Raw genomic sequence first — 14601 nt, 5'->3', positions numbered from 1 at the left:
ACATTAAGTCCTTTTATTTTTAAGTAAATCTGCTACTTCTGGGTTGTGAAGAGCTTCATCCTGATGCTCTTCGTCATTTGGGTCTAATTCGTTTACAGGCTCAAAAATTGTGCCTTCTTCCATTCGCTCTGCTCGTTCTTGAGCCAGTGCTTCACTTCTATTTTTTGGTATTCCCTTTATTCTTGCCGCGTCAGATTCAAGATACCCTCTGGGTTTTTTCTTTTTCAATTCTTTGATGAATTGCTCTTTTTTATTTTCTCTATCTACAAGCACATCCTCGTGTTCCTGCTTGGTTTCAGCATCAGTTTGTCCAATAGCTTTCTGGAGTACTTTAACTTCTTGTAAAGAACATGACCGATAGTAACGGCTCAGATCAGCTATAGGACATTGAACAAATTCAGGCACCTTACCTGGTAAAACCACTGTAATGTTATCCATGCATGATGGTTCATAAATGAACTCAAGTTCATCATATGGGCATAAACTTCTAATTTTTTCAAAGAAACCTAGCTTCTCAAATTTGTCACTCCAGTAGTAAATGCCATTAAAACAAAAGCCATTCACTGATGTAGTTGCTTTGCCTCTGGGCAACATAGCTAACAAAAAAGCTTTTCTAGATACTGACTTCAAAGTCCCCATCCTATTCAAAATGCCCCATTGCCACAAAGAACTAGGCGTAAGTGGTAAATCGACAGGCATATCTTCATCTCGGTCATAATTGCCAGATAAATTTCCGTACTGATTATGTATAAGAATTTCTTCCAACACATACTTTCTGAGCTCTCTAAGAGTAACATTCGCTTCCAAACGCTTATCTTTTCCACCTTGTTTTTTTGCCTTAATAGCTTCAGCTACACCGGGAAGGTCATCTTCAAAACTTTGCTCAACACTTCGAATAGCCCTTTCAATCATCCCCTTTGCATCAGAGCCATAGCTTCTAGTCGTACTGAACGTAATACCAAACTGATTTCGCAATACATCCCCATGATGAGTATTTAACTCCCCCTTATCCGCGACAAGCTGCTGACAAAAAGTGACTGGTACTAAACCTTTAGGGACATTTTCAAACCCTGCTTCTTTAAATTCGTTTGTGTTATCCGTGATAGCAGAAGCAAGAGCTAATACATTTGAATAATATGAAGGGTTTTCAAAACCTAAATACCAACCAATTACTTTTCGTGAAAAAATATCCTTTACCAGCATTAGTGTTGGCTTTCCTATAATGAGTGAGCGGTCTCTTTCACATACTAAAAATATCTTGGCTAAGGTCGCATCAGTTTCAAATATATCTCCAGGACCATTGACCTGTGTATTTATTGTCGACGATTTTGCTTTGATATCCTTTTCATATTTGTATTTATCCGTCTGTTTTTTGAGCGTATCTATCTCTAAATATTCCATCTTGTAGTGCTGACGCATTTGGTTAATGGTTGGAATATCTTTACTGTTTTCGACATGAAACTTAGTATGATAACGAGCTTGAAACTTACGATATGTCTGTGCAAATGACTTGCACTCAATTAAATAAAATTTGTTTATAACAGAACTAAACATACTGCGAACAGCTTGAGTTACTATCGCTTTGGTTCTCTGTTGCTTATATTTATTTGGACCACCTCTTGAATCTACAAAAGTACGAATCTTGCCTCTAGCACCGCTGTTACAAAGCTTGCCAATGAGCGCATTTGGTACTAACCCTTTTTTCCAATAAAGCCTACACTGCTGCCATAAGAACTTAGATTTTTTATCGTGATTTAATCTAGCTTCCTTGAATAGTTCTTTTCGCCGAGACGAGATAAAAAACTCTGTATCACTTACGATATCTTTGATGACTTTAAAGCGCCTATCACGCACAGCTTTATCTTTTTTATTTGCATACCCTGCATTTGCAATATGCTCTGCGTAAGGGTCTTTAATACGAATAAGCCCATCATCATCAGCTAAGCTTTCTAATGGCAGCCTTGGATGGATTTCAGGCTCGGCCAGCCTTTCATCAAGGTTAAACAAAACAACATGTTCTACCGGCATAGCTATTACACGGTACCTTTGCTCATCCATATTAAAAACATCGTTAATTTGAAACATTAGCTAGCTTTCCCTAACTTAAGCTTTGAAGAGTTAAATGAGATGTCCTTACCTTTTATTTGAGTAAAATAAATCATCAAATCAAAGGTCAGATAATGTTTGGCAAATAGCTGCCGTAACAGCATCAAACCATGACCTTCCTGCAGTTTAGCTAAGGTAGTTGTAAGCTCTAGATACTCTGCTATCTCCGCAATCCTGTCATTTGGATACTTAGTAAACAACGCCATAAATTCAGCAGCAAATTTCATTAAAATATGGTCAGGTGTTTTGTTCCATAAAGGCTGATGCAACCACTTTAAATTTTTCTTGAGCGAAAGAGGGAAATCTTTTTCTGTTTTGACTTTGTGTTCAATGCCCTGATCATTCCAGTACGTCTTTTCTATTTTTATTTTTTCGATTACTCGATCATCTTCAAGGGCAGAGGAGGGTTTGATTTGTTCTGCTTCGGTCTTGTCCGTATAGCGAACGACAAAATCTGTCGTCATAACTATTGGGAATTCATTAACAGCTGGGTGACCAAAAGAAATATCTGGACGATTAGCAATAATTAATGTCTTTTCTCGGTTTAACGGATATTGTTCGTGATAATCAATGACCGAAGTATCATGTTCTAATTGATACACTCTTGCAGCTTCAATATCTGAAAATGTAGTGACAATACGATTGAGTTTTTTTGAGGGAATACGATGACTACGCCCGTGGGACGGGACGTCAAATATTGTTAACCAAGGCTTGTAGTTTTCAAACCTACCTTGTCCTCGACCTTCCTTAAACCATTTTGCGTATTTTTCATCGCTATGGACATAATTACTTCTAGGCATGATCAATCACCTCCAAAAACGAAAATAAATATTTCTTTTCGTTTAAGAGGAAGCGACTCAGGTTTTGCCAATCTGATGCCTAATTTTTCACGTCTAAAGATCTCTTTCGACGTAGTTTTATTCTCTGCTCTACACATAACAAACTCCTTCTATGTACAACTCGTCATCCTGACGAACCATTAATGGGTAGAGGTATAGTTTAGCAGTGCTCTAAAAATGATCAACTGCGGATCGCATGTAACATGTTGTTTGTTAAGTATTATTGTGTAATATTACTCTATAATTGAATTTCGAGTTTTTGAGGTTCTTTTAATAACAACAAGATAGCGGTGGGGATATTTTTTAAATTTTTTTAAAAAAATATTAAAAAAGTACTCCTTTTGAGTACTTTTTCTTAAAATTAGATGTGATCTCGGATTTTATCTCTAAATGCTTTGCCAAATTTCGAATGATTTTTTAGCTCATAACGAACTCTTCCAGCAATAATACAAAGGGATTAGTTTCGCTAAACCCAAGGTGTTTGATAAATATCATCGTATGTAGGTTCTTTTACTAATTTAAACCCTACACTATCCAAAAATAAACGCTGACCTTTAGAAACATCATCACCTGAATAGACAAAAAATGCAGATTTACTGCGTTCAGGAAATTTTCGAAAGTACTTTGCCCTTTCTATCAATAACCAGCGTAAGAACACTTCCGTAGTATTAAGCTCAAGGCCCATGAAAATAAGGTCATTATTAAATATCACATGAAGCCAGGTCTGGTAACCACGCCACTCATTTACATTTTTACCAGAAAATAGCCGTGTTTCGCTTCCTTTATGAAACATACCTCGAGCTCTTTCAACACTCCCCATATAATGAGAGAGTCCTAGCCGTATGCTACGTTTGTACTTTTGTACTTTTGCATTCCATTGATAAACCAAATAGCGAACTCAGTCGAAGGGTTATGAACTTCATTTTCTGAATAATAAGTCCCCCAAGGGTAAAAATCAGTGAACTTCTTAGAATCAGCATGTTTAGTAGATAATGACTGAGTAGCAGGTAAAGTATCTTCAAAATTAGTTGTTAATATTGGCGTTCTTTTTTTACGCGCCCAATCAGTAATCGCTTGATGATGTAGCCCTGGTTGCCAATCAGCCATAAGGTTGCAAAACTCTTTTTGAAGATCTTTCGCCTCTGATTTACTATTCAAATCAAGCGCGTCATAAAACTCAGTTAACGAAATACCTTGAGGTATTGTCATGGACGATGAACTAACATGCTTCCCCCATAGACTTAATAACATAGAGTCCCAAGAGTTATTTGTATCTATACTGTTATAGCGATTTACTCCATTGCCAATAACTAGTGCAAACTTATAATTTCTATCTTTTATCAAGTCTTTTAATGTCAAACTTATTCCTTTTTCTATTTTTTAATATTTATGCATTTTTAAGGTATTTCATCACACAAATAAACTCATCTACCGGTTCCCATACCACATGAAATTCATCCCCCGTTTTTAGGTTTGATGTGTCGGCAGGAGTAATTTTTGAAACGACTGGCCCGCATGTTGTTTGCTTGGTGGGAAGCTGCACCCAGTGATCAAGTAATTTAACTCTGATGTCTGATTGCTTAATCTGTACATTACCAGGTGTAGGATTAGTAACTAAATCTAAGTTTTCCCTAGATTCTTGAACTATTAGTGTTGCAGTAATTGGGGTAGTTAAATCATGGGCTGAATATGTTTTAGGTGACTCTAGTAAAGCAGCTTGCTTCAATACAAAATCATAATCATCAGGTTGGTATTCAACTTTTTCTATATCGAACAATATTCTAGACTGGCAATAGTTACATATAGTTCTTGCCGCCACCAAATAATCTAAGAGTGCCGTTACTGTATTACTAGATTCAACCATTTCGCTATTTAATTGGTTTTCCGTATTAAAAACAGACTCACCTTTCACTTCAATGGATAATTTAAGTAAAGCATTTTGGCTAAAACTATTAAAAACTCTAGTAATTTTATTAAAAAAAGGTAATTTAGTAAGTGGATAATCAAGCCATTTTTGCCAATTCAGTTTAAAATGAATATTAAAATTAGGAGACGTAAGGTGTACTTGAATACTTACGTTTAATAGTCCTTCACAAGCCGTTCCTTTAAAGGTTATTGATTCATTGCCATTAGTCATTTCTCCAATAAAATCATCGAATACAAAAGGCGATTCTGAGGAAAGAGTTACTGTAGTTAGCTTAAGTACAGCAGAAGTGCCTACTGGCATGATTTTAAAAGTACCACCAGGTTGAATTATTTGTTCGAACAGTGGAGACCCCTTAATCTCCATATTATCAGTTGATATTTCAACTTCGCTACCATGCGAAAGTAACTGTTTAAATTGCTCAGTAAAATCTTTAGATGCTTCATTAAATACATTTAATTTTAGTGGGATATCTTCTTTAGCATCAATTATGTAATTAACATTATTTCCATCAAAACGAGTCAAAACACTAAACCTTGAATCTAGTTGATCAAACTTGGCAGCTACCCCGCTATGAACGGTTTGAATGAGTGATGTTATTTTATTTTGCTGAAAGGTCGGTTGTACGTGCGTAAGTAAAGTGTCTACTGCTTTCGTATTAACTTCAGCCTGACTCAGTTGTCGCTGGCCCAGCTCACTATCAGCAAGTGATATAGCCTTTTTTTTCCACCTTTCTAATAAATCAATTGGATACTTATCAGGATTTACATCTATTTCTCTAGCATGATTTTGACAAAGCCAAATACCATTGTGCACCGACTTACGTTCTTTAGGTGACATCAATTTATCAAAGCGAGGTCCTCCTTGAGCGGCTGCTGCGATATGGGCGGCAACACCAATAGTTGTCCTTTTATCCATTATTTCATGCGGTCCTATAGTCGTAATTCGACAATCAGGCTTAGCGCATTTACCACCGACTTGCTGGCATAACAGTTGTTTCACTTTTTCGTTAAAATCATCTCTAGCCACATGTTACTCCCTACATTCCACTTGCATATAAACCTCAGAAGTTCGTTTAGAACAACATTTAATCATAAATAAAGTCATTCCCGGCCCTAACTTATATCACGGAGCTAATGACGGATTATTTAGTACAATTGCAAACCACTTCCCTTCATTTTTTATATGATTATAGGGAGTCTGGCTGAGACTACAAATGATATTACATAGTTATTTAAATGCTTGGTTTATTAAGATAAAACAAACATTCCAAGTGCTTTTTGATTTCCAATCACATACTGTATGTAAAAAGAATTTCATCAAGCTAATTTATACCTTAAAAGGGGTTAATCCAAGTGAGCACAATTCCTAGAACCTATACACAAACCATTCCCCCCAAACAAAATAATCGTCAATCACAAATTAAAGATTTTTTTAATAAAGAGGTAATAGTCGTTCTAGGTCAACCAGGCATGGGGAAAACAACAGAGTTTAAAAAAGCGGCAGAATACGAGGAAAACTCAATATTTGTAACTGTTGGCGAGTTTTTATTTACCAATGACCTATCTCACCTTCTAGATAAAGTTATCTATTTAGACGGCTTGGATGAGCAAAGGAGTAAATTCAAAGGGAAAGGTGTAGTTGATGCACTCGTAGCTAAATTAAAAGAGGCCAAACCATCGAAGATAAGAGTCTCTTGTAGAACCGCAGAATGGCATGGCCATATAGATATAGAAGGCTTATCAAAATCAATTAAAGGAAGTGAAGTCACTCAAATCGAACTAGACCCCTTGACTGAAGAAGCTGCGCTGGAATTAATAGAACTCGATAATAAAGAGGAGTTTGTATTAAGGATAAAAGAAAACGGCCTTGAAAATTTCTTACAATCACCTGGAAACCTAGAGTTACTTTTATCCTATTATGAGAGTTTAGAGGACTGGCCAAAAAATAAAGCTGACTTATTAGACGTTGCATGTGGCGTATTATTACAAGAACTAAATATAGAGCATGTAGCTGAGTTAGATGATGAAATAAGTGATGTTTCATTAGTAAATTCTTCGGAGTATTTAGCAGCATTGATGATGCTATCTGGCGTACAAGGAATCTCTGTAACAAGAAATTCTGCATCAAAAGCTCCCCCCTGTTCACAAGTTCAATGACAACCTATTTCACTTGAAAGTAGCAGCTCGTCGAAGAATATTTTCTCAGTTAGAAGAAGGTCGATTTGAACCGAAGCATAGAAAAATAGCAGAGTTTTTAGCTGCTAGATACCTAAGTAAGAGAGTACGTGGAGGCTTATCATTAAATAGAGTCATGACATTACTGACTGGATTCGACGGAAAAACGGCACCAGACTTGAGAGGCGTCTATGCTTGGCTTGTTACCTTGCTAGCAGGATCAGCAGAAAAGATTATCAAGCATGACCCTTATGGAGCTGTTATCTACGGTGACACTTATTCCTGGACTCCTAACACAAAACTAACTGCACTAAGGGAGCTAAAAAACTTGTCTAAACAAGATGCTTGGTTCAGACAAAGTGACTACTCTACAACTGAATTAGGTGGTCTAGCTGACTTAAAAATTGTTACCCCTATAGTTGAGTATATAGATCACGACCCTTGCGACTCACATTTCATGTCGATTATATTAGGTTCATTAAGTGTTGGTACGATAAAAGATAATGATTCATTAACTAAATCCTTACTAGCCTTCATTAAAGATAACTCTAAACCTAACCACTATAGAGATAAAGCAATAGACTCTTTAAAAGCCAGTTTAATCGATTGGTCGCCAACTCTGTTAGGGCTATTAAGTGATCTTCATTTTTCTACATTGATTGATAATGAGAATTACTTAAGAGGAAATTTAATTGATAAATTGTATCCGCAATTTTTAAGCCCAACAAACCTTTTGGGCTTCTTAACTAAGCCTGAATCTGGGTATTACGGTACATATATGGACTTATTGATACATCGGATCGCCAAAAATAGTGGCATTAGCGAACTTAAAGAGTTAGCCGCTGCTTCTGTAACATGGCTAGGTGATCGAAAGGAGGGTTGGAAGTTTAAGCTCACAAACTCTGTTTCAATCGGGCTAATAACTGAAAATTATACTGAGTGCACTATAGATGAGTTATTGGCATGGTTAGATATAAATCTAGATGAATACCAAAAGAATACCCTAAATAGCAATAGAGAAAACAAAGTAAGGCAAAAGTTGCTATCTGGCGAAAAGAAAATTCTTCAGTTACTTATTCATTATATTAAAAAACATGAAGATAAAGATCATTTTGATATCATGTGGGCGTTCAACTCACTAACATTAAACACGTATACTGATTCTGAAATTATTAAAGACATATATGAATACTTAACCTCGGAGCCCGAAGAAGAACTAAAATCAAAGCTGTTTAACATTTTATGTTCAAGGTACTTTCATACTTTAAACGCGCTTGAGCTATTAGCAATTGAAGATATTGAACAGTTAACTGAACAAGATACAGGGTTAGCTTTAATTCTTGCAAAATTTAACTATAGCAACATAGAGCATCAAGGTTGGCGAGCTAAAGATATTAAAAGGCAACAAAAAAAAATCGCGGATAGGGAAAAAAGAGTCAATCAAACTAAAGCTGACATAAGCTCAAAAGAAGAAGAGTTAAGAGTGGGTAAAGAAGTCGATTTACTTCAGTATTTAGCCATGATTTGGCTTGATAGGTACTCTGACTTAAATCATGAGTACTCTCCTGAACAAAGGTTAAAAGAGGAAGTTGGGGAGGAAAATTTTGAACTAATAATAGAAGGTTGGAAAAACTCACTAAATGATAATTCTTTTAACACACTTAGCCAAATTGCAGAAAACCATTTAGAGGGAAAAACCTATTATCGCGCTACTCTTATGGAAGTTGCTATCGCACAGTTGTTCGAGAGCGATCCGCATGAGGTAATAAACTTGCCAGAAGAGGTTTTACAGGCAGCTATTGGATATCAATTAACTTCATTCGAAAATGATAAACCAGCATGGTTTATCTACTTAACAAGTACCCATAAAGAATTTGTTAAAAACACTGTTCACGAGTTTTGGGAAATACAATTAGATAATAATAACAATAAAGTCTCTGGCCTTTATAAATTTACTAAAGAAGACTGTTTGTACCCTATAGCATTAGAAATTATTCCTGAGTTATTAGTAAAGTATTTCAAAATATCTGTCGAACTACTAACGACAATGCTTAGTTGTATATCTAAATTACCAAAAAAGAAGAAACTAGAGTTAATAGATTTAGTTCTAAAAAGGCGTTATTTAAAAGAAACAGGAAAGAAAGCTACTATACTTGCATTTGCTTTTGAGCTTAGCCCAATTGACTACATAAAAAAATTACAAACTGAACTTAGAAACAATGAAGAGGCAAAGTGGGTGACTTATCACATTTTGAGCTCGAATTTGCTCACTGAAGGTGATGATGGCAATAAAGTAAAAAGTGTAGAGTATAGAAAAGATGTTTTTAACTTGTTAGGGACTAAGTTTTCTAATGTGTATCTTACCGGTGGCTCTAGAATGGTACCTCGAAACGATTCCTATGATGTTGCAAGATTATTAAGATCAATTCTCAATTCTTTCACAGAAGATACAAGTGACGCTGCAACATTAGTGTTAGAAAAACTATCAAACGATAAGAATTTAGGTGAATGGCAGACAGAGTTACGCTCAGGTTTAGCAGATCATTTCAGAAAGAAGAGAGAAGCTTTTTTTACATACCCAGATGTAACAAAGGTCGTATCAACATTAGCAGACTTAGAACCTGCAAATGCTTCTGATTTGAAAGCACTAGTAGTAGATTGCTTGAAAGAGATTGCCAGCGAAATTAGAAATGATAATTCCAATAAATATAGATGGTTTTGGAATACTATAAAAGGCAAGCTAACAGACGAGCATATTAATGAAAATGACTCCAGAGACATATTACTAGACTTACTGAGAGCTAAGCTAAAACACCTTGATATAGTAGTTGAGCCAGAAGCATATTATGTTGAAGAGAAACGAGCTGACATCGCTGTTTACTATAAAAATATGAAACTTCCAATAGAAATAAAGCGTGATGATCATCAAAAAATTTGGACTGCGGCAGCTGAACAACTCGAAAAGCAATACACAAGAGATCCTGCTTCAGAAGGAAATGGTATCTACTTGTTGTTTTGGTTTGATGGAAAGGGCATGAAAAAGCCACCAAGTAAAGTAGGTGATAGACCAACTAGTTCCGATCAGCTAAAAACTTCGATTGACCTCGTTATTCCCGAAAGAGCCATAGGATTGATTGAATCTTTTGTCATTGACGCTTCTAAACCCAAAAAATAACCATTTGTAATAGTAAAAATTATAGAGCTCATATTTGACCTGACACATTTAAATATTAGCTTTGACCTAATGCAAAAATGATTTAGTCAAAATTGGCTAGCTGAAGAACAGTCTGATGATCACTGGCTTAATGTTAACAAAGATACGAAACCGGACGTTAGCATCAATGGGTTTTCGAGCTGTTTTTAGTGTTCATTAGACGTTGAGCTACCTTATCCTGACAGACAACTAAGCCACCATAGCGGTCGTTCATCATCAAATTATTAATAATCACTTTGTGCGCATTGCGGACTAAAGCCAGGCCCAATAATGCAATACTTTTTCTAATGACCTATGGACAAATGCAGGTAATTGCTTTATTTCATTAGAGTAAATGAAGGTTGTTGTTTTAATCGTTTTTTCGAGTTAAATAATTAGTCGGTTTACCTTCTTGTAGAAATGATTGTAATACCCTCTTAAACAAAATGTTATGTAAATTATCACGGTTAGGTGTAAGTGGTTAAATTTATTATTGGTGTCCTTTTTGGGGTTTTGCGCTCATCACCTCGAAATTGCTAATAGGTGGATTTCAAGCAATTGTGACTATTTCACTAGAAAAAGTCACACACTAATAAATCAGTACTGGTAAAATATTTTTTATGGCGAATTGTGGCACTTAGTGAGATAGGATTTATAGCAACTTAGTGCCAAGGGAACATTAGCACTAAAAAAAAACCGATTTTGGGATTTTGTTAATCGTCACTTATGCCACATTCGAGACATTAAACTGTGGAGTAAAATACTGTTTTGGATTATATTTTTTATCAAAAATTCTGCTTAAAGAGCTTGTCATGCTTTTTGTTACGGCAATTTGATTGGTTAGCCATTTGGGCTAATCCTGAATAGGCACCGTCATGTGTCATTATTAAAAAACAATTGAATCATGGCATATATACAGCTATTGTTTGTTTTTAAAGGCGAAATACTTACCAACTTTTAAGGACGTTCAATCACGGATGGATACTAGCAGCTTTACCGCTTTACTCTACAATGCAGCGCTCTTAATTTCTTTAGGCGTTATTTATGATGCTCTGAATCTAGAATCTATTAAGAATAAAAGCGCACGCGATTTAATATCTGGATTATTTGTCGGTATAGTGGGCCTGGCAGTTATGAATACTTCATGGGAGTTAGCGCCTGGACTGTTCTTTGACACACGCTGGGTCCTTATCAGCCTTTGTGGTTTATTTTTTGGATTGGTACCTACCCTGATTGCTGCTGCTATGATGGTAAGCTTAAGGCTTTACATTGGCGGGGCAGGAGCGCTAGTAGGCTCCTTAGTTGTCATCATTCCTGGTTGCTTGGGTTATTTGTTAGCCTATATTCTGAAACAAAAAAAACTGACGATTGGTTGGTTCAAGTTATATGCATTTGGCATGCTGATTCAAATAGCAGTACTGGCTTGTATGCTTCTATTGCCCGAGCATCTGCGTTACCAAGTCATAAATGCGATTATGCAGCCCTTAATCTTCATTTTCCCCGTTTGTACTATGTTAGTGGGCTTAATACTAATTCGCCAACGAGAGCGCCGTAAATCCTCATGGGACCTGATTGAAAGTCAAAAACTGTTAAACCGCGAGCAAAGCATGATGAGAGGCTTGATTGATTCATTACCTGATTTAATATCCTTTAAAGATGCTAACGGACGTTACCTAGGCTGTAATCAGGCTTTTGAGAGATACGTTGGTCTGAAAGAGCAAGAGCTTAAGGGGAAAGTGGATCAAGAGCTCACAGAAAGTTTTAAAACCAAAGATAAGGCAGGTCTTAATGAGCATGAAATTATTGCTAGTGGAAAATTATATAGTCAAGATGAATGGGTTGTTTATCCTGACGGAGCCAAGGTATTGCATGAAACTATCAAGAAAACCTTTGATGGTTTAGATGGTACTCGTTACGGTTTAATGAGTGTTAGCAGAGATATTACAAAACGTAAAAGTTATGAAGAGCAAATTAAACAACTTGCTTTTTACGACCCGCTAACTGAGCTTCCTAACCGGAGAATGTTGCAAGACAGATTGAAACTCATGATGGCAGCTAATTCTCGTGACGAACGATTTAGCGGACTTTTTTTTATCGATCTTGATAACTTTAAAGTCCTTAATGATACCCAAGGCCATAATATGGGCGATCAGTTACTCATTGCTGTTGCCGCTAGAATGAAAGAGACTCTTCGAGAGGGAGAGCTTGTTGCTCGATTAGGGGGAGATGAGTTTGTTGCCATCATTGACAACCTTGGTGATGATGACGTGACGGCAAGTCATCTTGCCAATGAAATAGCTAAAAAAATACGACAGTCCATTTGTAAACCCTATAAATTAACTACCAAAGAAAATTCAGCCGACAAAAATGAAATGGTTTTTCACTGTACGCCCAGTATTGGCATCAGTATATTCAAATCAAATTTAACCTGTCAGGATGAGGTTCTAAAGCAAGCTGACGTTGCTATGTATCAGGCAAAAACGGCGGGTAGAAATACCATTCGTTTTTTTGATCCTGCCATGCAGATTGCATTAGAAAAAAACACTGCTATTTTAGCTGACCTGCGCCAAGCAATAGATAATGATGAGCTTGAATTGTATTATCAAATTCAGGTAGATGAAATCAGAGGCATTCAAGGTGCGGAAGTCTTGTTACGCTGGTTTCATCCAATACGAGGAATGGTTTCGCCACTCGACTTTATTTCTTTGGCAGAGGAGAGCGGCTTAATCATCCCAATAGGGTGTTGGGTATTGAAGTCTGCTTGTCAGCAACTTAAAATATGGCAAAATACCCCCAACCGAGAGCATTGGCAGATATCTGTTAATGTTAGTGCCTTACAATTTCAACAAGAAGATTTTGTGGCCGTTGTAAAAGATATCATCTCTTCAAAGAACATAAATCCGTGCTGTTTAAAACTGGAATTAACCGAAAGCATCTTGTTGGAAAATGTTGATATTATCATTGACAAAATGCGGCAACTGAATCAACTCGGCATTGGGTTTTCTTTGGATGATTTTGGCACAGGATACTCTTCTCTTTCATGTCTGAAACTATTACCACTGAAGCAATTAAAAATAGATCAATCTTTTGTTCGTGATATCACAACCGATCCTAATGATGCTGTAATCATACAAACAATTATTAACCTAGCTAGTAGCCTAAATTATGATGTAATAGCCGAAGGTGTTGAAACCAATGAACAGCGCCAGTTTTTATTTAATAATGGGTGTAGTCAGTATCAAGGTTTCTTGTTTAGTCGTCCTGTGCCTATTACAGAGTTTGAGGAATTAGTAAGTTCCAATACATTTGATTTTTCTCCAACGCTATACTAAAAGGCTTTAAAGCAGTAAAGATGACCAATAAGCGCCGAACGATGAATTAAGTTAAAAACTCTCTATTCTCAAATAAAAATAAGCGATAAAAGATCAATAATCCCTAAAGCAAAATCCCCCCCTGTGTCAGGATAGTTGTCACATTAACAAATTAAATATATGAAGGTCTGATGAATGATAGAACATCACATCGATTTACTAAGTGGATTACGTACTGCACTAGATAACCTGCCGTCATATGTATACATTAAGGACAGCAAATCAAGGTATGTATACGCAAACAAACATACTCTTGACCTTTTTGGATGCACTGCTAAAAAATTACATTTAGCAGACGATTCTAACTTTTTCCCGCCTGATATAATGGAAACACTGAGAAAAGTGGATCTAAAAGTTTTGTTGGGAGAGTCCACAGAGGAAGAAATCATTGTTGACGATGGATAATCGGGAAAAAAAAGTCTACCTTAAAGTAAAAACGCCCATCTATTCTAATAATGATAATGACCTTATCGTAGGAATTCTTGGTATATCTACTGTTATAACTTATCAGAAATCACTTGAAGAAAAGGCCCTTAAGCTAGCGATAACTGAAGTACTGTCGGTCGCTGGGGAAGGGAAGAATGTTTAATAATATGCCCCGAAACGGATTTGAACGGAAGCCGAAAACTGGCGGAGAAACTACGAACCTTAATTAAAGAAAGTGTTTTTCCGGAAGTTAAACACATAACGGGCAGTTTTGGTGTGACTTCGTTTATTGCTGATGACACTCTTGAAGTCTTTATAAATAGGGCCGATCAAGCTTTATACAATGCTAAGGAATTTGGAAAAAACAGAGTTGAAGTTATTGAGTAGTTAGAACTGTGGTTATTTATGACTTCCCAGTTTTTTGATAGACATAATGTCTAAATCTGACATGAAAATAAAGTTTACAAGGTTTTAAAGCAGGACTTTATCGTTGGCTAGGTTCCGCATCTCACTCTAGCAAACTATTACTCGCCGTTTATTGGCGTATTAGCGATACAAAATTTGA

Annotated in this window: 9 protein-coding genes and 1 pseudogene; 5 read left to right on the top strand and 5 right to left on the bottom strand. The window is 36.3% G+C overall.

Annotation, left to right across the window (positions count from 1 at the left end):
* Nucleotides 1–3: 3 nt before the first annotated feature.
* The 5 genes from H4J67_RS14885 to H4J67_RS14870 all read right to left on the bottom strand — a co-directional run bounded on the left by H4J67_RS14885 (nucleotide 4) and on the right by H4J67_RS14870 (nucleotide 5898).
* Entirely contained in the window at nucleotides 4–2085 is a 2082-nt protein-coding gene (locus H4J67_RS14885) for a DDE-type integrase/transposase/recombinase (protein WP_182204170.1), read from the bottom strand.
* Nucleotides 2085–2906 (bottom strand): TnsA endonuclease N-terminal domain-containing protein, encoded by an 822-nt coding sequence (locus H4J67_RS14880; protein ID WP_182204168.1) that lies wholly within the window; start codon nucleotides 2904–2906, stop codon nucleotides 2085–2087. The genes H4J67_RS14885 and H4J67_RS14880 overlap by 1 nt, the downstream gene beginning before the upstream one ends.
* 505 nt (nucleotides 2907–3411) lie before the next feature.
* Entirely contained in the window at nucleotides 3412–3765 is a 354-nt protein-coding gene (locus H4J67_RS20365; RefSeq protein WP_220471659.1) for a hypothetical protein, read from the bottom strand.
* A gap of 14 nt (nucleotides 3766–3779) precedes the next feature.
* Nucleotides 3780–4304, bottom strand: a complete 525-nt coding sequence (locus H4J67_RS20360) for a hypothetical protein (RefSeq protein ID WP_220471658.1) — start codon at nucleotides 4302–4304, stop codon at nucleotides 3780–3782.
* Nucleotides 4305–4332: 28 nt separating this feature from the next.
* Nucleotides 4333–5898 (bottom strand): hypothetical protein, encoded by a 1566-nt coding sequence (locus H4J67_RS14870; RefSeq protein ID WP_182204166.1) that lies wholly within the window; start codon nucleotides 5896–5898, stop codon nucleotides 4333–4335.
* A gap of 326 nt (nucleotides 5899–6224) precedes the next feature.
* Here H4J67_RS14870 and H4J67_RS14865 point away from each other — a divergent pair, with 326 nt between their 5' ends.
* From H4J67_RS14865 to H4J67_RS14845, 5 genes and pseudogenes are all read left to right on the top strand, one after another.
* Nucleotides 6225–7028 (top strand): NACHT domain-containing NTPase, encoded by an 804-nt coding sequence (locus tag H4J67_RS14865; protein ID WP_182204164.1) that lies wholly within the window; start codon nucleotides 6225–6227, stop codon nucleotides 7026–7028.
* Nucleotides 7029–7041: 13 nt separating this feature from the next.
* Complete coding sequence (locus H4J67_RS14860; protein ID WP_182204162.1) at nucleotides 7042–10221, top strand: hypothetical protein; 3180 nt, start codon at nucleotides 7042–7044, stop codon at nucleotides 10219–10221.
* A 995-nt stretch (nucleotides 10222–11216) separates the two neighbouring features.
* The gene (locus H4J67_RS14855; protein WP_182204160.1) at nucleotides 11217–13571 is read left to right on the top strand and encodes a bifunctional diguanylate cyclase/phosphodiesterase; all 2355 of its coding nucleotides are present in this window, start codon (nucleotides 11217–11219) and stop codon (nucleotides 13569–13571) included.
* A gap of 174 nt (nucleotides 13572–13745) precedes the next feature.
* Entirely contained in the window at nucleotides 13746–14015 is a 270-nt protein-coding gene (locus H4J67_RS14850) for a PAS domain-containing protein (RefSeq protein WP_182204159.1), read from the top strand.
* 162 nt (nucleotides 14016–14177) lie between these two features.
* A pseudogene (locus H4J67_RS14845) lies at nucleotides 14178–14423 on the top strand (diguanylate cyclase); the annotation flags it as partial.
* Between the last annotated feature and the right edge of the window lie 178 nt (nucleotides 14424–14601).

Origin of the sequence: Colwellia sp. BRX10-4 (genome assembly GCF_014077465.1) — a bacterium.
Classification (GTDB): domain Bacteria; phylum Pseudomonadota; class Gammaproteobacteria; order Enterobacterales; family Alteromonadaceae; genus Colwellia_A.
Note: the sequence above shows the minus strand (reverse complement) of the source record. Positions and strands in the feature narration are given on the sequence as shown.

What these genes read in the sequence shown, in the direction of transcription:
- H4J67_RS14885 (WP_182204170.1), bottom strand. Translation starts at nt 2,085, where the DNA reads ATGTTTCAAATTAACGATGTTTTTAATATGGATGAGCAAAGGTACCGT.
- H4J67_RS14880 (WP_182204168.1), bottom strand. Translation starts at nt 2,906, where the DNA reads ATGCCTAGAAGTAATTATGTCCATAGCGATGAAAAATACGCAAAATGG.
- H4J67_RS20365 (WP_220471659.1), bottom strand. Translation starts at nt 3,765, where the DNA reads ATGGGGAGTGTTGAAAGAGCTCGAGGTATGTTTCATAAAGGAAGCGAA.
- H4J67_RS14855 (WP_182204160.1), top strand. Translation starts at nt 11,217, where the DNA reads ATGGATACTAGCAGCTTTACCGCTTTACTCTACAATGCAGCGCTCTTA.
- H4J67_RS14850 (WP_182204159.1), top strand. Translation starts at nt 13,746, where the DNA reads ATGATAGAACATCACATCGATTTACTAAGTGGATTACGTACTGCACTA.